17 protein-coding genes, 2 tRNA genes and 3 rRNA genes are annotated in these 24,181 nt (G+C 53.6%); 9 read left to right on the forward strand and 13 right to left on the reverse strand.

Annotated features, from left to right (window positions below; genetic code table 11):
* Positions 1-1,002, reverse strand: a complete 1,002-nt coding sequence (locus F1C16_RS11195; protein ID WP_185280743.1) for an arginase — start codon at positions 1,000-1,002, stop codon at positions 1-3.
* Positions 1,003-1,341: 339 nt separating this feature from the next.
* Here F1C16_RS11195 and F1C16_RS11200 point away from each other — a divergent pair, with 339 nt between their 5' ends.
* From F1C16_RS11200 to F1C16_RS11210, 3 genes are all read left to right on the forward strand, one after another.
* Complete coding sequence (locus F1C16_RS11200; protein ID WP_185280744.1) at positions 1,342-2,742, forward strand: arginine decarboxylase; 1,401 nt, start codon at positions 1,342-1,344, stop codon at positions 2,740-2,742.
* A gap of 59 nt (positions 2,743-2,801) precedes the next feature.
* Entirely contained in the window at positions 2,802-3,056 is a 255-nt protein-coding gene (locus F1C16_RS11205; protein WP_185280745.1) for a hypothetical protein, read from the forward strand.
* A gap of 154 nt (positions 3,057-3,210) precedes the next feature.
* On the forward strand, positions 3,211-3,369 hold the full coding sequence (locus tag F1C16_RS11210; RefSeq protein WP_185280746.1) for a hypothetical protein: 159 nt from the start codon (positions 3,211-3,213) through the stop codon (positions 3,367-3,369).
* On the opposite strand, the gene F1C16_RS11215 is transcribed toward F1C16_RS11210, so the two are convergent.
* Positions 3,350-3,871: an HAD-IIIA family hydrolase gene (locus F1C16_RS11215; protein WP_185280747.1), complete on the reverse strand. Its 522-nt coding sequence runs from the start codon at positions 3,869-3,871 to the stop codon at positions 3,350-3,352. The genes F1C16_RS11210 and F1C16_RS11215 overlap by 20 nt on opposite strands.
* A 164-nt stretch (positions 3,872-4,035) precedes the next feature.
* Between F1C16_RS11215 and hemG the strand changes: the two genes are divergently transcribed.
* From hemG to F1C16_RS11230, 3 genes are all read left to right on the forward strand, one after another.
* Entirely contained in the window at positions 4,036-5,355 is a 1,320-nt protein-coding gene (gene hemG, locus F1C16_RS11220) for a protoporphyrinogen oxidase (protein WP_185280748.1), read from the forward strand.
* A gap of 94 nt (positions 5,356-5,449) precedes the next feature.
* Positions 5,450-6,244: a polyprenol monophosphomannose synthase gene (locus F1C16_RS11225; protein WP_185280749.1), complete on the forward strand. Its 795-nt coding sequence runs from the start codon at positions 5,450-5,452 to the stop codon at positions 6,242-6,244.
* Positions 6,245-6,310: 66 nt separating this feature from the next.
* A complete protein-coding gene (locus F1C16_RS11230) occupies positions 6,311-7,240 on the forward strand; it encodes a TerC family protein (protein WP_185280750.1) in 930 nt (309 codons plus the stop codon).
* A gap of 62 nt (positions 7,241-7,302) precedes the next feature.
* On the opposite strand, the gene F1C16_RS11235 is transcribed toward F1C16_RS11230, so the two are convergent.
* On the reverse strand, positions 7,303-9,453 hold the full coding sequence (locus tag F1C16_RS11235; protein ID WP_185280751.1) for a transglycosylase domain-containing protein: 2,151 nt from the start codon (positions 9,451-9,453) through the stop codon (positions 7,303-7,305).
* A 159-nt stretch (positions 9,454-9,612) separates the two neighbouring features.
* Between F1C16_RS11235 and purB the strand changes: the two genes are divergently transcribed.
* The 3 genes from purB to F1C16_RS11250 all read left to right on the forward strand — a co-directional run bounded on the left by purB (position 9,613) and on the right by F1C16_RS11250 (position 12,903).
* Entirely contained in the window at positions 9,613-10,974 is a 1,362-nt protein-coding gene (gene purB, locus F1C16_RS11240; protein ID WP_185280752.1) for an adenylosuccinate lyase, read from the forward strand.
* Between the two features lie 87 nt (positions 10,975-11,061).
* Entirely contained in the window at positions 11,062-11,727 is a 666-nt protein-coding gene (locus tag F1C16_RS11245) for a helix-turn-helix transcriptional regulator (RefSeq protein ID WP_185280753.1), read from the forward strand.
* A 72-nt stretch (positions 11,728-11,799) separates the two neighbouring features.
* Positions 11,800-12,903: a glycosyltransferase family 9 protein gene (locus tag F1C16_RS11250; protein WP_185280754.1), complete on the forward strand. Its 1,104-nt coding sequence runs from the start codon at positions 11,800-11,802 to the stop codon at positions 12,901-12,903.
* Positions 12,904-12,976: 73 nt separating this feature from the next.
* On the opposite strand, the gene F1C16_RS11255 is transcribed toward F1C16_RS11250, so the two are convergent.
* The 10 genes from F1C16_RS11255 to F1C16_RS11300 all read right to left on the reverse strand — a co-directional run bounded on the left by F1C16_RS11255 (position 12,977) and on the right by F1C16_RS11300 (position 23,928).
* A complete protein-coding gene (locus F1C16_RS11255; protein ID WP_185280755.1) occupies positions 12,977-14,104 on the reverse strand; it encodes a glycosyltransferase in 1,128 nt (375 codons plus the stop codon).
* A 3-nt stretch (positions 14,105-14,107) separates the two neighbouring features.
* The gene (locus F1C16_RS11260) at positions 14,108-15,094 is read right to left on the reverse strand and encodes a glycosyltransferase family 2 protein (protein ID WP_185280756.1); all 987 of its coding nucleotides are present in this window, start codon (positions 15,092-15,094) and stop codon (positions 14,108-14,110) included.
* Positions 15,087-15,614, reverse strand: coding sequence for a DUF4199 domain-containing protein (locus F1C16_RS11265; RefSeq protein WP_185280757.1), 528 nt, complete (start codon positions 15,612-15,614; stop codon positions 15,087-15,089). The genes F1C16_RS11260 and F1C16_RS11265 overlap by 8 nt, the downstream gene beginning before the upstream one ends.
* Before the next feature lie 28 nt (positions 15,615-15,642).
* Positions 15,643-16,170, reverse strand: a complete 528-nt coding sequence (locus tag F1C16_RS23345; RefSeq protein WP_374940579.1) for a DUF4199 domain-containing protein — start codon at positions 16,168-16,170, stop codon at positions 15,643-15,645.
* Positions 16,171-16,242: 72 nt separating this feature from the next.
* A complete protein-coding gene (locus F1C16_RS11275; protein WP_185280759.1) occupies positions 16,243-18,309 on the reverse strand; it encodes a BatA domain-containing protein in 2,067 nt (688 codons plus the stop codon).
* 488 nt (positions 18,310-18,797) lie between these two features.
* Positions 18,798-18,909 (reverse strand): 5S ribosomal RNA (rrf, locus tag F1C16_RS11280).
* 87 nt (positions 18,910-18,996) lie between these two features.
* A 23S ribosomal RNA gene (locus tag F1C16_RS11285) occupies positions 18,997-21,906 on the reverse strand.
* A 203-nt stretch (positions 21,907-22,109) separates the two neighbouring features.
* A tRNA-Ala gene (locus tag F1C16_RS11290) sits at positions 22,110-22,186 on the reverse strand.
* A 36-nt stretch (positions 22,187-22,222) separates the two neighbouring features.
* A tRNA-Ile gene (locus F1C16_RS11295) sits at positions 22,223-22,296 on the reverse strand.
* 117 nt (positions 22,297-22,413) lie between these two features.
* Positions 22,414-23,928 (reverse strand): 16S ribosomal RNA (locus tag F1C16_RS11300).
* Together the 16S, 23S and 5S rRNA genes with 2 tRNA genes alongside form the textbook arrangement of a ribosomal RNA operon.
* Positions 23,929-24,181: the final 253 nt, after the last annotated feature.

A 24,181-nucleotide genomic window follows, 5' to 3' on the forward strand; every position in this document is an offset into this window, starting at 1 on the left:
CTACCCTCCCGCCACTTCCCCACGCGGGCCGCGCGAGGTCACCGCGTCCACACGCAGGCGCTCCTGAATCGTCTCCGTAGCTGCTTCCAAAATCGTGAAGGCGTTCTGGGCCATGGTATTTTCGGAGTCGAGGGTAGGGTTGATTTCCACCATCTCGAAGCACACTACCCGCTCGTTATCAAGCAGGGCCTGGCAGAGAGCGGTGGCTTGGGGCACGTCGAGGCCAGCGCGCACGGGCGTGCCGGTGCCCTTGCTGAAGCGCGAATCCAGGGAATCGACATCAAACGAGATGTACACCATATCGCAGAAGCGCAGCCGCTCGTAGATTTCGCGGGCTACCTGATGGGCGCCTTTTTCAGTTACTTCTTCCAACGTGAAGTTCTTGATGCCGTGGCGCTGGATGATGGCGTTTTCTTCGGCTTCGGTGTCGCGCACTACCACGTATGTCAGGTGCTCAGGCAGGAGTTTGGGGCCGGGCTCGCCCAGGTTTTGCAGCCGTCGCCAGAAAAACTCGGTTTCGGGGGGCACTTGGTTGCGCTGGCAGGGTAGGTTGTCGTCGTTCAGGGCTAGGGCCAGCGGCATGCCGTGCATATTTCCCGAGGGTGTGGTGTAGGGCGAGTGAATATCGGCGTGGGCATCTATCCACACCACCCCAAGCGTTTTGTGGGGATAGGCCGCCTTGATGCCGGCAATGGTGGCAGCGGCGTTGGAGTGGTCGGCGGCCAGCACCAATGGAAACTCGCCGAAACGGAGCGTTTGCTCGACGGTGCTGGCTATAGCTTTTTGCACCGTGTACACCGCATCAATGTGCTTGGCGAAGGGAAACTGGTTTTCGTCGAATAGTGCCTGGTTCTGGTCGGGCACGACTACGGCGTTGAACTGACGAAAATAATCGGAGCCTTGGTTAAGGCAGGCGATGCGCAGGGCATCAATGCCGAGGCTAGAACCTCGGGTACCCGCTCCCAGCTCGGAGCGGACTTCCAGCAACTTAATGCGACGCATACTACATGGGCAACTACTGGTTAAGTGGTTCTAATGCTTGCCGATTGCCAGGGGTGGGACCGGGGTAGGCTTGGCGTCAGCGGACCTTCCGCGGCGACCAACGAACAAAGCACAACCAAAACCCCGCGGGCGGGGTATCTTTGCAAGTCTAAAGTTCGCGAAAAGCGCGCATTTGGTTGTTATGCTGACCAACTAGATAGTCATGCTGACAATTGTCATGCTGAGCGCAGCCGAAGCATCTCCCTTGCTTTGTTGCTACCCGTTGAGACTACTTAACGGTAGGGATGCTTCGGCTGCGCTTAGCATGACGTTCTTTTTACCTATCCCCTACCCTCCTCAATGGATACTTACCACGACCTAATCAGTCAGACTTTTGACTTTCCTAGCCAGGGTTTCACCGTCGAGAACGATGAGTTGCAGTTCCACGATATTGACCTAATGGCGCTTATTGAGAAGCACGGCACCCCGTTGCGTCTCACGTACTTACCAAAAATCAGCTCCCAGATTCAGCGGGCCAAAGAGTGGTTTGCTCAGGGAATTGAGAACATCGGATATCAGGGTAGCTACTCGTATGCCTACTGCACCAAGGCTTCGCACTTCTCCTTTGTGGTAGAAGAGGCCCTAAAAAACAACGTGCACATCGAAACGTCGTCGTGGTTTGATACCAGCATCATTCGGGCCATGCATGCCAAGGGCAAGCTTTCGAAGGACACCTATATCATCTGCAACGGCTTTAAGCGGGCTGAGTATCGGCAGGAAATTTCTGCGCTCATCAACGAGGGCTTTGTGAACTGCGTGCCGATTCTGGACCATCTCGGCGAGTTCGATTTCTACCACGAGCACGTGCGCGAGAAGTGCAAAATAGGCATCCGGGTAGCGTCCGACGAGGAGCCGCGCTTTCAGTTCTACACCTCACGCCTGGGCGTGCGCTACGCCGACGTAATTCCCCTCTACGAGCAGCGCATCAAGGAAGACCCACGCTTCGAGCTAACGATGCTGCACTACTTCATCAACACCGGCATCAAAGACACCAGCTACTACTGGTCGGAGCTGAGCCGGTTTGTGCACAAGTACTGCGAGCTGCGCAAGGTGTGCCCTACCCTCACTACTATTGACATCGGCGGGGGGCTGCCCATCCAGACCAGCATCCAGCCGGAGTACGACTACCCCTACATGATTCAGGAGGTATTGCGCACCATTCAGCGCATTTGCCGCGAGCAAGGCGTGCCGGAGCCGGATATCTTTACCGAGTTCGGTATTTTCACGGTAGGCGAATCGGGTGCGATTCTGTATTCTATCCTGGACGAGAAACTACAGAACGACAAGGAGTTGTGGTACATGATTGACGGCTCCTTCATCACCAACCTGCCCGATACCTGGGCCCTGAATCAGCGTTTTATCATGCTGGCTGTAAACGGTTGGGAGAAGAACTACCGCCGCACCCAGCTCGGCGGCCTCACCTGCGACTCGCAGGACTACTACAACGCCGAGAAGCACATTTACCAGGTGTTCCTACCCGAACGCAAGGAGGCCGATAAGAAGCCACTCTACGTAGGATTCTTCCACACTGGTGCCTACCAGGAAAGTCTTTCCGGCTACGGCGGCATCAAGCACTGCCTGATTCCGGCCCCCAAGCACATCATCCTCGACCGGGCCGAAGATGGCACCCTCACCGACCGGGTATTTGCCGATGAGCAAAAGCCCGAAACGATGATGAAAATTCTTGGGTATCAGGAGTAATTGTCTTTTCGAGTGGAGCGAGAAATCTGAATGAAAGTCTGCCAGATTTCCCGCTCCACTTGGAACGACTTCTTGTCTTCTTGCATTCTGGTATCTTTGTTGCTCAGGCCTTGGTGCCTCAACTTTATCAGACGATTTCAGCTTCGCTTTCACTCATGGCAAAAAAACTACTTCTGCTCAGCCTCGTGGCTCTGTCCGGTTTGAGCGCCTGCAACAAATCCAAGTGCCCGGCATACACCAGCACAAAAGCAGCCAACCGGATTTCCTCGACCATCACGGCTTCAGAAGCTACTACCCCAGCCGTGCGTCAGTAGACCCTACTTATTAGATAAAAAAAGCGCTTTTCGCCTCGTGCGGAAGGCGCTTTTTTTGTCCCGTTAATTCGACTTCTGCTAACTAGTTGTGACACGCAATTTTACCTCTTTCTCACCGTTAGTAACCTGATTTACTTCTTTTTACTTACAGGAAATGAGAAAAGCTTCGCTTCTGGTATTCGTTGGGTTGGTGGTGTTGGCATCGTGCAAATCCAGTTGCCCTGCTTATACACATACTCCGCCTACCCCGCCGCGCGCTGCGCCGGCCGTGGTGCTCACGGCCCAAGCCCCCCCTACCCCGCAGCCAGAATAAGATCCGTAGCGGCTGCCAGATCTACAGCGTAGGGCGTGGCGGCATAAGCTTCGGAATGGCCAACCAAAATGCCTCGCACGCCTACCCGTGCCCCCGCTTCCAGGTCGCGGAGCCGGTCGCCGATAATCCAGCATTGTGCGGGGTCGAGGCGAAACCGGGCCATGGCTTTTTCCAGCATTAGCGAGTTGGGTTTGCGCGAGAGCGACTCACTCACCGACGGATGACCTGGCGCGTAGTAAAACGCATCAATTATTTGATTGCAAGCATCTTGCAGCTTGTTGTGGCAGGCAGTTACGTGCTGCACATCGTAGAGCTGTTTGGCAATGCCAGCTTGGTTAGTAACCACGATAAGGTAGTACCCAGCGGCTTTCAATCGGGCCAGACTTTCGGGCACGCCCGGCGACACGACGAATTTATTCAGTTCCAGAATATAGTCGCCGATTTCATCGTTCAGCACGCCGTCGCGGTCCAGGAAAATGGCTTTGTTGAGGGTAGGCGACATAAGGAAATGCGATGAATGGTACGTGGTGAAAGCAAAGACAAGCACAAATTTGCGTCTTTTGCACAGAAGCAGGTAATCCACGGGGTTTACCTTGCTGTACTTCTAAACTAAGCATGCTGAAACGGGGTTTTACTAGACCATTTCAGCATTTCTCCTCTCACTTTATGGCTATAGCCATTATCGGCGGCGGTATCTCAGGGCTCACCGTAGCGTGGTATCTGCAACAGGCTGGCGTCGCCTACGACCTGTTTGAAGCCAGCGACCGGGCGGGTGGCACCATCCGCACCCAGCCCACAGAAGGCTACCTGCTCGAAACCGGCCCCAACTCCCTGCAACTCAGCGACGACCTGCGCGACTTAGTGCAGGACCTCGGCCTCACCGAGCAGCTTCAGGATACGGCCGCCGTGAGTGCCAACCGCTATGTGCTGCGCAATGGCCGCTACCGCAAGCTACCCGGTAAGCCCCAACAGTTGCTGTTTGATGGGTTTTTCAGCCTAAAAGCCCGCTACCACATCCTGCGGGAGTTGAGCCGTCCGGCTGCCCCTACCGACCCCAACGAAACGCTGGCCGGTTTCATCCGGCGCCGCTTCGATCAGGAACTGGTTGACTATGCGCTGAATCCATTTATCTCCGGTATTTATGCTGGCGATCCGGAGCAGTTGCTTCTGCACAAGACATTTCCGCAATTGGCAGCACTGGAGCAAGCGCACGGCTCCGTGTTGAAGGGCTTCGCCAAAAGCGGTGGTGGGCAACGGCGACGTATAGTTTCATTGCAAGGCGGGTTGCAGACACTAACCAACACGCTCACGCAACGCCTCACCCATTATCATAGCGGTCAGGCTATCACCAGCATCAATCAGCAGCCCGACGGCACGTATCAGCTAAGCACGTCGGCCGGGACGTTGCCTACCCTCTACTCGGCTTTAGTACTGGCACTGCCCGCATACGCCGCCGCGGCTCTGCTCAAACCACAGTTTGCGCCGGAAGCTGCGGCCCTGGCTAATGTGTATTATCCGCCTATGGCCGCCATTTATTCGGCCTACCCCCGTTTGGCAGTTACGCACCCGCTCGATGGCTTTGGGGCATTGCACCCCAAGAAGGAAAACCGTTACGCCGCCGGCAGCGTCTGGACTACTTCGTTGTTTTCAGACCGCGCGCCGGCCAACGAAGTGCTCTTCACGACGTTTGTGGGCGGTGCTCAATACGAAGAACAAGCCCGCCAACCTGAAGCGGCCCAAAAAGCCGCTGTCCATCAGGAGTTGAGCCAGCTGTATGGCATTCAGGGCCAGCCCACGTGGCAATTCCGCTATTATTGGGAGCAGGCTATTCCGCAGTTCGATGCCCGCATTGTACCAGCTCACGCGGCCGCTGTTACTTTAGCTGAGCAGCACATCTACACGGCCGCCAACTGGCTGGCCGGAGTAGGCGTCCCCGACTGTATTCGTCACGCCCGTAAATTGAGCCGTGAGTTGGAGAACACTTAGCTTGCCTCAAGCTCTTTTCCACTAAAATGCTACCCTATCCGCAACTTTTCCCTGCATAACCTTACCATTTCCCGCATCCTCCTACCTTTGCCGCATGAACGAAGGGGTTGTCCTGATTCCTACTTACAATGAGCGCGAAAACGCAGAGTTGATCGTGCGAAAAGTATTTTCGCTGCCGACAACTTTTGACGTGCTCATTATTGATGACGGCTCACCTGATGGTACCGCCGATGTGATCCGGCAGTTACAACAGGAATTTCCAGACCGGTTGTTTTTAGAGGAGCGTGCGGGTAAGCAAGGACTAGGCACGGCCTATCTCCACGGTTTTCGGTGGGCGCTGCAACGCAACTACGGTTACGTTTTCGAGATGGATGCCGATTTCTCGCACAATCCCGAAGATCTTATTCAGCTGTACGAAGCCTGCACTCACCAGGGCTACGACCTGGCTATTGGCTCACGCTACATTCAGGGTGTGAATGTGGTAAACTGGCCCATGGATCGTGTACTGATGTCGTGGTTTGCCTCGGCTTACGTGCGCATTGTTACCGGCATGCCCATTATGGATGCAACTGCGGGCTTTAAGTGTTACTCAGCCAAGGTGTTGCGTACGGTAGTCCGTCATCGTATCCGGTTTGTGGGCTATGCCTTTCAGATTGAGATGAAGTGGCTGGCGTATAAACATGGGTTCCGCATCAAGGAGGTGCCCATTATATTCACCGACCGCACACGGGGCACCTCCAAAATGAGCAAGGGCATTTTCAAGGAAGCTTTTTTTGGGGTGTTGCAAATGAAAGCGTCGAGTTGGTTTCGGCGTTTCAACCCAGCATCAGACCAGGCAGCTACGCACGATGAGGAAGTTGCTTTGTCATCTGCCGCCAAAAGTCGCTAATGCTTACTGATCGATTCCAACCAGCTAACTATAAAAATATGCGCAGCCTCGTATCTTGAGCTACGCATGGAAAATTCTCCTTTATTCTGGGCCGGCTTCGTTGTATTCGTGCTAGCTATGCTTTTGCTCGATTTGCTGGTGCTAAACCGCAAAGCGCACGTTGTGCGCATGCGCGAGGCATTAGGCTGGAGCGCCTTTTGGATAGCCTTATCCCTAAGCTTTAACTATCTGGTGTACCGCACAATGGGTCACCAGGCTGGCCTGGAATTCCTTACCGGCTACCTTATCGAGAAGTCGTTGAGCGTCGACAACTTGTTTGTCTTTTTGCTGATTTTCAGCTACTTCAAAGTTCCGCCGCAGTATCAACACAAGATTTTATTTTGGGGAATAATTGGAGCACTGGTGCTGCGGGCAGCCTTTATTCTGGCTGGCGCGGCGTTGCTAGCGAAGTTTCACTTCTTGCTCTACCTGCTGGGGGCTTTTCTCGTGTACACGGGCGTCAAAATGGCCATCAGTGCCAACGACCCCGAAATTGACCCCGAATCCAACCCCATCGTTAAGTTTCTGGGCCGCCACCTTCCCATCACCAACCGCATCGATGGCCCTGAGTTCTTTCTACGTCGCAATGGGGTTCTGTTTGCTACCCCACTTTTTGTGGTACTAGTAATGGTAGAAACCACCGACGTAGTCTTTGCCGCCGATTCTATTCCAGCTATTTTGGCCGTATCGCGTGATACATTTATTGTATTCACATCCAATGTGTTTGCGCTATTAGGCTTGCGGGCTATGTACTTCGCCTTGGCTGGGCTGATGCGTTTGTTTCACTACCTACACTATGGCTTATCCCTTATTCTGGTCTTTATTGGTGGCAAGCTGTTACTTAGTGAGTATGTGCATATTCCTATGGGCGTGGCACTGGGTACAGTAGGCGTCATTCTGTTTGGCTCTGTCCTCTTATCCGTTCTGTTTCCTAAGACTGAAAAACCACTTCAATAAAGCACCACAAAAAAGGCGCGCGCTCCTAATGAAGAGCGCGCCTTTTTTGTATATAGATAGCCTTACGGAACTTGCGGAGGTGCAGTCGTAGGCGGCGCCGTGTTGGCCCCCTCGTCGGGGGTGCGGGGCGTGCCGCCACCGAGCAAATCGATGAGATCCAGCGGTTCAAACTGCGCAGTATCAGCGGGCACTACGGTCCGCACGGTGTCTACGGCCGTTACGATGTATTTGCGGGCCGGACCGTTCAGCGCTACCCCCAGCGACAGGTTGTCGTAGTCTTCTTGCGGAATGAGGCCTTTGCGCGCCATTAGGCCCGCAATCAGGCGGTAGAAGTAGCGGGCCGAGCCGCGCAGGTTGCCGTAGCTGTCGAAGGAGTAACGGTAGAACTTAGGCTTGGGAATGATGCTGGCCAGGTACAGGCTCTCCGACAGGTTGAGGTTGGCGGGTTGCTTGGCGAAGTAGAACCGGGCGGCATCTTTCACGCCGTAAATCTTCGGTCCCCATTCGATAACGTTCAAGTACACCTCAAACATCCGCTCCTTCGATACGATGCGGGTATTTTCCAACAGCCACACAATCAGCATCTCCTCTACCTTACGGGCCACGGTTTTCTGCCGCGTCAAGAACACGTTTTTCACCAGTTGCATGGAGATGGTGCTGCCGCCGCGCGCAAAGCGCCGCTCCTTGATATTCTGAATAGCCGATTTCACAAACGCCTTCTCCATGAAGCCCTTGTGCGAGAAAAAACGTGGGTCTTCAGCCGTCTGGATAGCGCCTTTCAGGTAATTAGAAACCTGATTGTAGGGCGTGAAATCGGGATTAGATGGTCCTACCAAGAAGGTTTTGATGGAGTCGCCCTTGTCGTTGTAGGCAGTGTAGGCAAATTCCTCGTTCAGCTTGTTCAGGTTTTCGGCGCCGAACTTCGTGATGCGGAAGTTCTGCCCTTTCAGCGACGAGTTGAATTGCAGGCTATCCACTTGGTTCATGTCCAGGGCTGTGTGCAGGCTGTAGGTAAGCGTGCCTTCGCCTTGCATACCTTCCAAGGATTCGAACATGCCTTCGGGTAGGGAAGCAAAGAAGTCGTTGGCTTTGGTTTCGGCTGAGTTGACGTCAATAGCCACTTGTAAGCCTGCCAGCAGGTCGTTACGCGAGGTTACTCCGTTTACTTTCTTCCCAATTACCCGCTGCTTGAGCGGCAGCTTGCGCACGCTGAACTCAGGATACAGCTCCATTTGGTTCAGCCGAATTTTGGAGCCCTTTTCCAACTCAAACGAGGCCTGCCCCAGCGTCGTAATAAAATTGAGGCCGCCGTGACGCACGACAATGTCGCGCGCGGCAATTTTGGGCTGGTACACTTTGAAGTTGACCGCCGATGCCGCGCCGCGCACCGTCAGCGCGTCGCTGCTGTAGTCCTTGCCGTCCAGGCTCAGCTGTAACGTATCGAACTGCACCCGAGCATTGAAGCGCCGTTGCAGGTAGGGGAGCGTGACAGCCTGCTGATTCAGGCCAAACAACGAAGCATTCAACTCATAGTCGCCGGGCTCAATGTGGCCCTGTACGCCCAATTGGTTTGCTACCGAGTCGATATTTGTCAGCAATTGCCCGCTGATGTCGCCATCCTCAATCACCAGCTGCGGCATTTCGATGGTTGCATCGTGCTTGGGGCTCCGGTAGGTAACCAGAAAGCGCCGGAAGCTGGCTTGGCCGGGCACATTATCGAAAGCGGCTTCCAGCAATTGATTGGCCAGCAGCCCGTAATTCGTGCCTTTGGTGGTGTCGCGCTTCACTACTGGCTCTCCTTTCTTCTTTTTGTAGAGAAAAGAAAAGTTATCCTTAGCTGGCATTTTGCGGGCCGTGAGGCGAGCATCATTGATTTCGAGGTTGCTGAACACGGGCCGTAGCGCAAACAACGACCGTAGGCTTACCGACGCTTTAATCAGGCGTGCTTGCAGTAGCGTATCGGCAGCCACTGTCGGACCGGCTACGGGCACCAAGCTCACGCCATCAATCTGCACTGAGTTCCAGTCTGTGAACCGGGCCGGACCAAAGGCCAGCGTGAGGGGATATTTGCGCTCTACCTTGCTTTTCACCTGCTGCATGGCATACTGTAGCAGCTGCTGACGCTTGAGAAGGAACACGCCAAATGCACCGGCCAATAGCACCACTAGGATGCCCAGACCAATACCGATTTTTTTCTTCGTTGCTGGAGTCACGCGACCGTTTCGGAGAGATAAACTGAGTAGACCGGCGCACTAGATTCGTGCCGGACTCAGGTACAAGGAAGATACAAAGGTACGAAAAGGCAGGTGTGCCGCATCGGCATCCTGATGGGCTTTACTACCTTTGGCCCCACCGGGTTATTTTTCTTCTGCATGTCTACTTCCTCTGCCTATCTCTCGCTTTCGCCCCTCACGGCCCTCTCACCCCTCGATGGACGCTACCGCCGCGCCACGACGCCACTGGCACCCTACTTCTCCGAGCTGGCTTTGATTCGCTACCGCGTATTGGTGGAGGTAGAGTATTTCATTGCGTTGTGCGAGCTGCCCCTACCCCAGCTTAGTGGGGTTGATAGCCAATTATTCGAGCAATTGCGCGCCATCTACCGGAATTTTTCGACTGAGGATGCCGAAGCGGTGAAAGCGCACGAAAAGGTGACAAACCACGACGTAAAGGCCATAGAGTACTTCCTGCGCGACCAGTTTACAGCTTTAGGACTAGCTAATTATCTGGAGTTTATCCACTTCGGCCTCACGTCTCAGGACGTTAACAACACAGCTATTCCATTGAGCCTGCGCGAAGGCCTGCTGGAAACGCTACTACCCGCTTATGCGGCCGTACGTAACCAACTGGCGGCGCGGGCGCAGGACTGGGCCGCGGTGCCCATGCTGGCCCGCACCCACGGACAGCCGGCCTCACCTACCCGTCTGGGCAAGGAGATTCAGGTGTTTGTGGCTCGGCTTGATGCCCAAGTAGCGCTGCTGGCGCAGGTGCCGTTTGGGGCGAAGTTTGGCGGCGCTACCGGCAACTTCAACGCCCACCACGTGGCCTACCCTGGCACCGATTGGCACCAGTTCGGCAACCAGTTTGTAGAGTCGCTGGGCCTCTCGCGCTCCTACCCTACCACCCAGATTGAGCACTACGACCACCTGGCCGCGCTCTGTGACGGCCTCAAGCGCCTCAACACCATTCTTATTGATCTGGCGCGCGATGTGTGGCAGTACATTTCGATGGGCTACTTCCGGCAGACTATTAAGGCCGGGGAAGTAGGGTCGTCGGCCATGCCACACAAAGTCAACCCTATTGATTTTGAAAATGCCGAAGGCAATTTGGGCATAGCCAACGCCGTGCTGGAGCATTTGGCGGCCAAGCTGCCTATTTCCCGTCTCCAGCGCGACCTCACCGACTCTACCGTGCTGCGCAACCTGGGCGTGCCACTTGGCCATGCGCTCATTGCCTTACAGGCCCTGCAACGCGGCCTCAACAAGCTGGCCCTCGACGAAACCGCTTTGCACCGCGACCTAGAAGCCAACTGGCCGGTAGTGGCCGAGGCCATCCAAACCATTCTGCGCCGCGAAAATTACCCCGACCCCTACAACGCCCTCAAAGCTCTCACCCGCACCCACGGTCCCATCACGGAGCATACCATCCGCGAATTTATTGATACACTGGAAGTCTCTGAGGGCGTGAAGGAGGAATTGCGCGCTATTTCACCGACGAATTATGTGGGTATATAGATAAAAATAAGTATGTTAATATAGCGCTTCATCTTACTGTTGAGTGCTGTAATAGCCTACTTGTTCTTCTACCATACCCTTTCCAGCATGTGTCGTGCGTTGATAGAAGCAAAAGTGGCCGAAATAGCTGCTTCGGCCGATTTGTATCCGGGTGTTATCATTATTATCAATACCCGGACTACCTGCGTCGAGTATATGTCGAAGGCAGGGCTGTGCCTGTTGCAGACTACCCTACCCGAGCTGCAAGCCATTGGCCCCGCCTATCACACTCGTTTCTTCAATCAGCAGGAATCGTTGGAGTATGTGCCGCGTATTTCGGAGTTGGTAGCTAAAAACGACTCGAACCAGATCATCACGTTCTTTCAGCAGGTTCGTCCTAACCCCAGCACCGATTGGCACTGGCACCTGACTACCATGCGTTTGTTGTTGCGTGGCTACGATGGCCTTCCGTTGCTGCTACTCTGCTTTGCCAGTCCACTGGATGCCAGCACGCACCTGACACCCAAGATGCAGCGCCTGTTGGACGAGCGCGATTTTCTGCGCCAGCATCACCAGCGTTTTGCGCAACTAACTAAGCGCGAACGGGAAATTCTGCACCTATTGGCGCTAAGCCACAGTGCTGCCGACATTGCCGAGCGTCTGTTTATCTCTGAACGTACCGTAGAAACGCACCGCCGCAATATCAAGCAAAAGCTGCACGCCGACACCTTTTTCGACCTGTCGCAATATGCGCGGGCTTTTGATTTGATTTGACCACGTGGCTTGTGCGCCGGTTTATCAAGTTTCGCCTGCTATTTTTACCGCTTCCACCTCCTGTTTTCTCCTGTGTCTGAGCTTCTAGCCGGCGTTGTGGTACGTCCCGACTGCCGCCATTTCCGGGGTGATATTCCCTGCCGTCCCAATAAAGAACACGGCTATCTGTGCGCCGATTGTCCGGCATATGCGCCCGTGCAGCAGCGCATTCTCATCATCAAGCTCGGCGCTATTGGCGACGTGATTCGTACCACGCCGCTGCTCCGGCGCCTACGCCAGGAGTATCCTGCGGCAAAGATTACGTGGCTCACCCTCACGCCCGCCATTCTACCACAGGGCGAAATTGATGAGGTGCTGAAGCTCGACCTACCGGCTACGCTTCACTTGCAGGCGCGGGAGTTTGACCTACTCTTCAATCTCGATAAGGACAAAGAAGCTTGCGCGCTGCACGACACCATTCGTGCTACCCAAAAATTCGGCTACCGCCTACACCCGCAGTACGGCGTGGCGTGGCCCGGCAACGAGTTGGCCAATCACAAATTTCTGACGGGCGTGTTTGATCAGTTGAGCCTAGAAAACCGGAAGCCCTACGTGCAGGAAATTTTTGAGCTGTGCGGTTTTGAGTTTCGGGGCGAAGAGTACGTGTTCGACACGCACAAAGACAAAGGATACCGTTGGAACGCCCTACCCCAGGGTAGCCCGCGCATCGGCCTCAATACCGGCTGCGGCGACCGATGGACCACGCGCCTGTGGTCGGATGAGAAATGGATTGCCCTTATCACGCAGTTGCAACAAGCCGGCTACGCGCCCGTGCTGCTCGGCGGCGAAGCCGAAGACGAGCGCAACCGCCGCCTACACGCTGCCACCGGCGCCACCTACCCCGGCACATTTCCGTTGCAGCAGTTCATCAACCTGCTCCACCAAATGGACGTCATCGTGACGCAGGTGACCATGGCCATGCACATCAGCATTGCCCTGCGCAAGCCTACCGTGCTGATGAACAATATCTTCAATCCTTACGAGTTTGACCTTTACGGCCGCGGCCAGATTGTGCAACCCGACCGCCCGTGCGTGTGCTTCTACCGGGGCACTTGCAAACTAGGCACCAGCTGCATGGAGGAGTTGCCCGCGGAGAGGGTGTTTACTGCGGTACAGGAAAGCATTACGGTTAGCTGATAGCAGTTGGTCGTTAGCTAGTAGCTATCATTCGGTGAAAAAAGTTATTAGCTAACGGCCAGCTGCTATCAGCCTACTCAACAGCCACCTGCTTCAGCGCCTTCACCATCTCGCTCCACGAAAATTGTTTTTTGCGCGCCCATACGCCCGCGGCAAATTCCGTTTCCCGCTGGTGCTGGTAGAAATCGACCAACGCATCAGCAATAGCCTTGGCCGTGGGCTTTACCACATAGCCTACCTCCCCATCCGGAATCAGTTCGGCCAAGCCTCCTACGTCGGTTACCAGCATAGGCCGCTCGAAATGGTAGGCAATCTGCGAAACGCCACTCTGGGTGGCATGCTTGTAGGGCTGCACCACCATATCGGCCACACAGAAGTAGTTTGCTACCTGTTCATTCGGAATAAAGTCAGTAGCCCGAACCAGGCGATTTTCCAGGTTGTGTTGCTTAATAAGCGACTCGTATGGCGCAGCGTCTTCATAAAATTCGCCCGCAACAATCAACTTGATGGGTAGCTGTTGCAATCGTTCATCGGCAAACGCTTCTAACAGAATATCCAAACCTTTATAGGCTCTGATGAAACCAAAAAACAATAAATAGCCGAACTCTGGAGCAAGTCCAAGTGCTTGCAGTGCTTCTTGCTTGGTACGGAGCGCACCAAAATTATCGTAAAGCGGGTGGGGTTGATAGTGCGCCGGCTGGCGGAAGTGTAAGCGGCGCAGATCGGCCAGCACGGCTCGGCTCATCGTCACAAATCCGTGACAGGCTTTCAGGAAATAGCGCGTGAGGGGCCGGTCGCCGGTGCGTTTTTCGTGGGGGACTACGTTGTCGGTGATGGCCACGAGGCGCGTGTGGCGGTTGCGTCGAATGCGGCGGGCGATGCTGCCCAGCGCCGGCCCCATAAACGGTAACCAAAACCGAAAAACGACCAAATCGGGCTTCTCGCGGCGCAGCTTCTCCCCTACCCGCCACCACGATAGCGGATTCACGGAGTTGATGCTGACTTCGATATTTAAGTCGTCAGGGCCTGGTTCTGTGCTGAATTGCGTCTGACCCGGAAAAAGAAAATTAGGGTATTGCAACGAGAACGTGACCAGCCGCACTTCATCACCGGCTTCGCGGAAGGCTCGGGCCAGCCGCTCGTTGTAAGTAGCCAGCCCGCCCCGCAAGGGGTAGGCCGGACCAATGATGACGACGTTCATTCGCTATGAATTGATATTCAGCTTCTCTCGAATAAGGTACTGATTTTTACGCGGCCCGTTCAACTGAATCATCTCCGCCAGGAAACCCGCCACGAATACCTGCACACCTACCACCACGGCTACTAATGCCAGGAAAAACAGCGGCTGACTGGTTACGTCGCGGGCGTGCAGGTTCAAGGCAGCTAAGTACACCTTCTCTCCTACCAGCCATAGCGTAATCAGCATACCGATCAGAAACGATAGTGCCCCGACGGTGCCGAAAAAGTGCATCGGCCGCTTCCGGAACCGACTCACGAAAGTGATGCTCAGCAGATCCAGAAAACCATATACGAAACGCTCCAGCCCAAACTTGGTAGTACCGTACTTCCTTTCTTGGTGCTGCACTACCTTCTCGCCAATCTTGCGGAAGCCGGCCCACTTGGCAATGACCGGAATATAGCGGTGCATTTCGCCATAGACCTCAATACTCTTCACCACACGCTGATTATACGCTTTCAAACCGCAGTTGAAATCGTGCAGTTGTATGCCCGAAATCTTGCGTGTCACGCCATTGAACAGCTTGGTAGGAATGGTTTTGCTGAGCGGGTCGTAGCGTTTCTTCTTCCAACCGCTTACCAGGTCGTAGCCGTCCTGGGTAATCATGCGGTAGAGTTCAGGTAGTTCCTCCGGCGAGTCCTGCAAGTCTGCATCCATGGTGCACACTACCCTACCCTGCGTTTCCTTGAAGCCTACGTTTAAAGCTGCCGACTTGCCATAGTTGCGGTTGAAGCGGATGCCCCGCAAGTGCGAATCTGTCTCAGCCAGTTCCTCAATCAACGCCCACGAGTCGTCCGTCGAGCCGTCGTCAATCAACAGTACCTCGTAGGTAAGCCCGTGCTGCGTGAGTACACGATGAATCCAGCGCGTTAGTTCTGGCAAAGATTCAGCCTCGTTGAGCAGGGGGATGACAATGGAAAGCTCAACAGGAAAGTAGGAACTACGCTTACTCAAACTCGGGTCGCTTGTGTTTAGTGAAGGCTGATATTACCAAGGCTAACAAAAACGCAAAAAATAGCGTGCCCAATATAGCACCGATGTACAGGAAAGGCCCATCCATAAACTTAGACGACATTTGCAGGCCCTGTTCAATCTGCTCATCTGATAGATTGCCCCGCGCTTCCATATCAGTGCGAGCTTTATTCAAGGCAGTTGCCATGAAATCGGGATTGATGAACTGGGTATAGACAAATGTGTAAACACCGCTAACCAAACCAGAAATTGCCCCTACCATAGCACCAATACCAAGGCCCTGCCCATAGCTCATAAAGCTACTGTTATTCTGCTTATAGAACTGTTGCGCTAAGAAAATAGCACCGGCCAGTACAAGCATACTCACCCAACGCACTGGGCTCTGCTCTAAATTGGTAGCATACAGCACCAGGGATAAGATAGCGCTAGCAATACCTGCCAGCAGCCCGTAACGTACGCCTGCGTTGGCAGTTGTAACAGTGGAAGTAGAGCTGTTTTCCATGTTCAAATCAGTTATAGGTGTGATAGTATTATCGGCGAAAAAACACTGCCCCTGGCAAACTAATAAGCAAGCCAAAAAGTAGCTTGTTCTTCAAATCGTCGGCGGCTAGTCCCTGCGGTGTACTGGCCAAATTTTGCAACGTACGCTCATACTGTTCTTGTCCGTTGCGCTGTTGTAGATACGCCTCTTTATTCGACTCCAACAACTGCCGCATTTCTGTTAGGTGGCGCTGCATGGATTCTGGCCCTGCTACCTGCGCAATACCGTACAACCCCGTAGCTGATATAGCGGCAGATAAGACAGTTGTCATTATACCAACCCCAAACGAGCGGCCTAATCCTGGCCCCTCTGGCTGAAAATGGCGCCGCACCCACCATTGGCTTACTAATACTGCCCCTACCACGAATAACATGGTAGGAAGTCTCTTACCCCCAAATGGATTGACACCTAGCAAGTAAAGCGCTGCCACCCAAGCTACGCTCAGTAAGCCAGCACCTACTCCAAATCGTAGCGCAGTGCGTAGCACTGGATGTGAAAGAGAAGAAGAGGATTGCACGGAAATATTCGTAGGAAAGCGGCAAGATAGAAGTCTTTCGCAAGAAATGCCCGTTTGTATCTTCGATTAGCCTCAGGCCGCAACGGCGCGGGCTGGTGCGTTACCTACCGTTCTTTTTCCCAGTAATCGGACTGCTAGTATCTCTGCCAGCAAAAAAGCTAGAGCAGCCCACAGACAGTAGCGCCACAAAGGCGTGCCCACCCGTTCCGTTCGGTAACGCGCCGCCACCGACTCACCGTTGGCGGCACTGTACACCTGTATATTTGGGCGGTTAGGCCCGATCAGCTGCCGCAACTCAGTTGCTGAGTAGCTCGCCAATTCCGACTCGTGCTTGTCTACATTGAAGGCCAAAGTGGCAATCGGCTGTCCATTACGCGTGAGCGAGTAGAAACCTGGTAGGCTCATGACTGGCGGCACCTCCAACTGCACCGTGTTTTCTATTCTCCGCTGCGCTGGAATAAATGTCAGACTGTCTTTCGTAAGCTTTAATACCTGATCAGCGCTGCTCTGTGTGCTATTGGGTACTGCTACGGTTACTACCGCTTGGTTGAGCCGGTAAGCAGGCTGTGTAGTCTGCCGGTAGCTCTGCATAGCCAGCCGGTACATCACCGGCACAAACAGCGCTTGACTAGCAAAGTCCGAATAACCACCGCTAAAGGGGGCCGCAAATACATACACGGAGCCACGACCACTTCCAAATTGCGCCAAGTATCCATCTCCATCCCGCAGGCGCAGAATTTCATTACCTGAGCGAGACCAACGCAGCACTGGTGCAGCCTTCGGCATCACCGTTTGCCGTGTGGGGCCAGTGAATACGCCCCGGAAAAACGGATTTTGTAAGTCAGGCATAGCTACGTCCCGTAACACCGGCAAGCCTGTGGCCGCAGGCTCCCATTGAATGTTGCCAATACCTAATTCCTGAAACAGTTGAGTATAGGAAGCCCTACCCGAAGTTATAGCAGGCGGAATAATCACTACCGATTTACCCTGCGCTACTGCTTGCCGAATATTGTCACGCAATCCGGCTTCTATCTGCGGTAACTCTTGTAGTAACACTACATCAGCGCTAGCCAACTGCCCATATTGTAGTCGCGTAGGTTGCGTACTGGTATAAGCAAACAAGACCTCATTCGCATATAGCCGCTGGGTAGGGGGCTGTGCAGTGCCGGCTACATCCAGTACTGCAATTCGAGGAGACGCTTGTAACACGAAAAAATAAGTGTTGTCGAATGTCACAGGCAAATCTTCCACCTCTACCCGACACAACTGCTGCTCATTGTTCTTGAGTCGAATCTGTACAGTGGCTGTCACGTCTTGCTCTGCTGGCACTGTCATCTGCAACGTAGCCGCTTGCTGCTCTCCTATCAACACTTTCACCCGACACGCTGGCGCCGTAACACTACCCCCATTTCGCAACCGAATGTGCAAAGGCAGATCAGTCGCGGCCCGCACAAAGGCATCCTCAATCCAGACACTATCCACATATACATTGTGGGTAGGAGTTGCCGCCAACGGCACCAAAAACACTTGCTTGCTTGAGTCTAAACTACTGAGAGTTTTAGCAGAAAAATTGTTTTTCTGAAAATCAGATAGTACAAATACCTGTGAAGCCTTATTCGCGGCTCTACTTTGTTGCTGTGCTAATAATGTTGAGGTTGTGTTCCCATTAGCTACTGGCCTCAACTGTTCTATTTCACTCTGAAATGCTTCAGTGGACAGCGGAGTCCGGGTGTTGTTCAAAAAGAACTGTACTGATGAAGTATATGCGGTAGGTAAATCACGCGCCTGTTGTACAGCTTGTTCAAACAAAGGTTGATCATCCTGACCTAACGCCTGCATACTGGCCGATGTGTCTAACAGTACTTGCACATTCCCACTGCTTGCTTTTCCCTCCTTTGTTGCCGGAATAAAGGGCTGACAGAAGGCTAAGACCAAAAAAGACAGGAAAAGCAGACGACAGAGCAAAATGAGTAAATGTTTCACTTTACGCTGCCTCGCCGTAACCAACTTCACTTCCCGGATAAACCCAACGTTGGTAAAAGCTATACGTTGTGGCCTACGTAACTCAAAAAGGTGAATGAAAATTGGAATTGCTAGTGCTAGCAACCCTATTAAAAACCAGGGGTAGGTTAACGTCATTCTTGTCGAGAAACTAATCAAAGCAGCAACGTGCTTGCTTCTCAAAGCTAACGTTTCTCAATCAAGAAGATTTCCTAAGCAAAAAATTACTGGAGTGCTTCAACTAAGTCACAACCATTTCTAACGAAACAACATCTCGTAAAAGCCTCTACTCACTTTCGGATTCGGTTAGTTGTAAACAACCTATAATAAAGCTGTTAGAAAGTCGTCATACGGTTATGCTGAGCTTGTCTAAACATTTCTACCACTTCGGTGGGCAATACCTTTATCTCGAAGACATGATTGAAGTAGCAACTGGACTAATTAGATAACGATGCTTAATAAAGCAAAAGCCCAAGAACCGTATAGGTCTTGGGCTTTTGCTTTTATTAAGTGCACGGAGATGGCAAACGATACTCTAATGCCGCCAACGTGTAGGGGCATAAATGAGGGAGGCCCCGGCCGCATCCCCGGGTGAGGGGACGCGGACCGGGGCCTCGCTGCTGATAAGTTGGCGGCGACCTACTCTCCCGCCGGTGAAGGCAGTACCATGGGCGCTCCGGGGCTTAACGACTCTGTTCGGAATGGGAAGAGGTGAACACCCGGGCTACAGCCACCATTACTGGTGTGGTTGGCTCGTGTTCGTGAGCACAACAACTAAAATCGTTGACGCAGGTAACGGGTAAGAAGAAGTGAAGTGAAGCTTGGTTTGCAGAAGCGCTCGAGTCATTAGTACGCCTCAGCTCGACTATTTCTAGCCTTAGACCTGGCGCCTATCAACGTGGTCGTCTACCACGACTCTTAATATTGGGAGATCTCATCTTCAGGTGAGTTTCGCACTTAGATGCTTTCAGCGCTTATCTCATCCCAGCGTCGCTACCCGGCGCTGCAGCTGGCGCCACAACCGGTGCACGAGCGGCTGGTCCATCCCGGTCCTCTCGTACTAAAGACAGGTCCTGTCAAATCTCCAACGCCCACCACAGATAGGGACCGAACTGTCTCACGACGTTCTGAACCCAGCTCGCGTGCCACTTTAATCGGCGAACAGCCGAACCCTTGGGACCTTCTCCAGCCCCAGGACGTGACGAGCCGACATCGAGGTGCCAAACCTCCCCGTCGATATGAGCTCTTGGGGGAGATCAGCCTGTTATCCCCGGCGTACCTTTTATCCTTTGAGCGATGGCCCTTCCATGCGGAACCACCGGATCACTATATCCGTCTTTCGACCCTGCTCGGCTTGTAAGCCTCACAGTCAAGCCCGCTTCTACTATTGCGCTCTACAGCCGGTTACCAAGCGGCCTGAGCGGACCTTTGAAAGCCTCCGATACTCTTTTGGAGGCGACCACCCCAGTCAAACTACCCACCAGCCACTGTTTCCGTTTCCAGATTAGGCACCGACGAACACAAGGGTGGTATTTCAACGTTGACTCCCCGATACCTAGCGATACCGGCTCACAGTCTCCCACCTATCCTACACATGTGTTAGCCAGCGTCAATGGCAAGCTATAGTAAAGGTGCACGGGGTCTTTCCGTCCCGTGGCGGGTACTCGGCATCTTCACCGAGACTACAATTTCACCGAGCTCACGGCTGAGACAGCGCCCAGATCGTTACACCATTCGTGCAGGTCGGAACTTACCCGACAAGGAATTTCGCTACCTTAGGACCGTTATAGTTACGGCCGCCGTTTACCGGGGCTTCGATTCAGACCTTCGCCTTGCGACTAAGTCCCCCTCTTAACCTTCCGGCACCGGGCAGGTGTCAGGCCTTATACTTCCGCTTACGCGTTCGCAAAGCCATGTGTTTTTGTTAAACAGTCGCCTGGGCCTTTTCACTGCGGCTTCTGGTATTGCTACCAGGAAGCGTCCCTTCTCCCGAAGTTACAGGACCATTTTGCCGAGTTCCTTGGCCGTGATTCACTCGAGCCCCTCAGGATGCTCTCCTTGACTACCTGTGTCGGTTTGCGGTACGGGTTATCTTACAGTAAACGCTTAGTAGGTTTTCTTGGCAGTCTGGTTAGGTAGACTATCCCATTGGCCGAAGCCGCTAGGTACTATCAGGTTTCGACAAAGTCGGCGGATTTACCTACCAACCCTATATCTACACCCTTCAACGGGCACTTCCGTCCGCCCGCGCTACTTTCACTCCTGCGTCACTACATCACTCCATAAAATAAGTGCTGGAATATCAACCAGCTGTCCATCGACGTAGCCTCTCGGCGTAGCCTTAGGTCCCGACTAACCCTGCTCCGATTAGCGTTGAGCAGGAAACCTTAGTCTATCGGGGGGCGGGTTTCGCACCCGCCTTATCGTTACTCATGCCTACATTTGCTTTTCTAGCTGCTCCAGCATCCCTGACAGGACACCTTCACCGCGGCTAGAATGCTCCCCTACCACTTACGCTGAGCGTAAATCCATCGCTTCGGTACCGGACTTGATGCCCGCGTATTATCGATGCCCTCTCGCTCGACCAGTGAGCTGTTACGCACTCTTTAAAGGAATGGCTGCTTCCAAGCCAACCTCCTGGCTGTCAAAGCAAGTGGACCTCCTTTGTTCAACTTAGTCCGAATTTAGGGACCTTAGCGGATGGTCTGGGTTCTTTCCCTCTCGGCCGGGGACCTTAGCACCCCAGGCCTCACTGCCGGTTATATTACGTGGCATTCGGAGTTCGTCAGGATTCGGTAGGCTGTGACACCCCCTAGTCCTATCGGTAGCTCTACCTCCACGTAACTCTACACCGACGCTGTACCTAAATACATTTCGGGGAGTACGAGCTATTTCTCAGTTTGATTGGCCTTTCACCCCTACCCTCAGGTCATCCAAATCCTTTTCAACGGAAACTGGTTCGGTCCTCCAGTTGGTGTTACCCAACCTTCAACCTGCCCAAGGGTAGATCACAAAGTTTCGCGTCTACCCCCTCTGACTCTGCGCCCTATTCAGACTCGCTTTCGCTGCGGCTCCGTGCCTTCAGACACTTAACCTTGCCAGAGAGGAGTAACTCGTAGGCTCATTATGCAAAAGGCACGCTGTCAGGCCACTAAAGCCCTCCAACTGCTTGTAAGCACACGGTTTCAGGTTCTTTTCACTCCGGTATTCCCGGTTCTTTTCACCTTTCCCTCACGGTACTAGTTCACTATCGGTCTCTCAGGAGTATGTAGCCTTAGCGGATGGTGCCGCTGGATTCAGACAGGGTTTCTCCGGCCCCGCCCTACTCAGGAATCCTCTACCGTACTTGATCAGTTCGCTTACGGGATTCTCACCCTCTATGATCGACTTTCCCACGTCGTTCAGCTAAGATCAAATAATCAGATGTTGAGGTCCTACAACCCCGCGCTGGCCGTAACCAACCCGGTTTGGGCTCCTCCCCGTTCGCTCGCCACTACTTGGGGAATCATATGTTATTTTCTGTTCCTGCGGGTACTTAGATGTTTCAGTTCCCCGCGTTTGCCCCTATACTACTAAAAGCATAGGCCCTAGCACTGCATGCTAGTGGGTTGCCCCATTCGGAAATGCGTGGATCACCTGGTATGTGCCCATCCCCACGCCTTATCGCAGCTTATCGCGTCCTTCGTCGCCTCTGAGAGCCTAGGCATCCCCCGTGTGCCCTTTGTTACTTCTGTAACAACTCCTCTAAAAGAGAAGTTGAGCTCCGGTCAGATACGCCTAAAGGCATATTCGACTTTCTTTTTTCTTCTTACTCGTTACACTACGTCAAAGAACATCTGACTCCTCATTCGGAGTCAATGCGAAGAGAAAACGTCACCGTATTCTGCTTCTGTTTATTAGTATTCTCACCCTAGCAGCCCAATTGGCTCGCTAGTACTTGGTGGAGAATAACGGATTCGAACCGTTGACCCCCTGCGTGCAAGGCAGGTGCTCTAGCCAGCTGAGCTAATCCCCCATTCCAGTCCGCAGCCGGCAACACCCGCTGTGGCAGTGGGCCTGCCTGGACTCGAACCAGGGACCTCTACATTATCAGTGTAGCGCTCTAACCACCTGAGCTACAAGCCCGGGTCGACTCGATCAGTCGAATCCGATTCAATATCTTGAACGGCAGGAAAAAGACAAATGGTGTACAAGCGCACCGCGCGAGTTATGACTCAATCACCGAGTCGGATCCAGCTCCAGAAAGGAGGTGATCCAGCCGCACCTTCCGGTACGGCTACCTTGTTACGACTTAGCCCCAGTTACTTGTTCTACCCTAACTGGCTTCTGTGACGAGCACCAGCTTCAGGTCTACCAAACTTCCATGGCTTGACGGGCGGTGTGTACAAGGCCCGGGAACGTATTCACCGCGTCATTGCTGATACGCGATTACTAGTGATTCCAGCTTCACGGAGTCGAGTTGCAGACTCCGATCCGAACTGAGAACGGTTTTTCGAGATTGGCATCATATCGCTATGTAGCAACCCGTTGTACCGCCCATTGTAGCACGTGTGTAGCCCTAGGCGTAAGGGCCATGATGACCTGACGTCGTCCCCGCCTTCCTCACTGCTTGCGCAGGCAGTCTGTTTAGAGTCCCCGGCATAATCCGCTGGCAACTAAACATAGGGGTTGCGCTCGTTGCGGGACTTAACCCAACACCTCACGGCACGAGCTGACGACGGCCATGCAGCACCTTGCTTTGTGTCCCGAAGGAAAGGCTCATCTCTGAACCGGTCACGCGCATTCTAGCCTAGGTAAGGTTCCTCGCGTATCATCGAATTAAACCACATGCTCCACCACTTGTGCGGGCCCCCGTCAATTCCTTTGAGTTTCACTCTTGCGAGCGTACTCCCCAGGTGGGATACTTAACGCTTTCGCTAAGCCAGTAACCCTATATCGCTACCAGCGAGTATCCATCGTTTACGGCGTGGACTACCAGGGTATCTAATCCTGTTCGCTCCCCACGCTTTCGTGCCTCAGCGTCAGTGCCAGCCTAGTCAGCTGCCTACGCAATCGGGGTTCTAGATGCTATCTATGCATTTCACCGCTACAGCATCTATTCCGCCAACCTCGTCTGGACTCAAGCCCGCCAGTATCCAGGGCAGTTCCACTGTTGAGCAGTGGGCTTTCACCCCGGACTTAACGGGCCGCCTACGCACCCTTTAAACCCAATAAATCCGGACAACGCTCGCACCCTCCGTATTACCGCGGCTGCTGGCACGGAGTTAGCCGGTGCTTATTCCTCAGGTACCGTCAGTTGAGGACGCATCCCCTTTTTCTTCCCTGAGAAAAGCCGTTTACAACCCAGAAGGCCTTCATCCGGCACGCGGCATGGCTGGGTCAGCCTCTCGGCCATTGCCCAATATTCCCTACTGCTGCCTCCCGTAGGAGTCTGGCCCGTATCTCAGTGCCAGTGTGGGGGATCAGCCTCTCAGCTCCCCTAAGCATCGTCGCCATGGTGAGCCGTTACCTCGCCATCTAGCTAATGCTACGCAACCCCATCCTTGACCAATAAATCTTTAACGACTACGAGATGCCCCGCTATCGTCTTATGCGGTATTAATCCGCCTTTCGGCGGGCTATCCCCCAGTCAAGGGTAGGTTGGTTACGCGTTACGCACCCGTGCGCCACTAAGGGTATTGCTACCCTCCGTTCGACTTGCATGTATTAGGCCTGCCGCTAGCGTTCATCCTGAGCCAGGATCAAACTCTCCATTGTAAAAAATCTTCTACACTAGGCCGAAGCCTAGCTGATGTCAAGTGCTGATCCGACTCGTTGTTGTGACGAGTTCTCTTCGTCTGTTACGCTTGTCGTGGACCCCCCGAAGGCGGCCCTTACCATTTGTCTTTTCCTGTCATTCAAAGAACGTGTGCCTCACCCTGTTGGTGAAACCCTGCGCCACTCTCGTGGCTTGTAACTCGCTGTGCTTACCAGCCTTCCTGTTGAAGCGGGCTGCAAAGGTAACTGCTTT

Source organism: Hymenobacter sp. NBH84, from assembly GCF_014217645.1.
In the GTDB taxonomy this organism is placed as follows: domain Bacteria; phylum Bacteroidota; class Bacteroidia; order Cytophagales; family Hymenobacteraceae; genus Hymenobacter; species Hymenobacter profundi.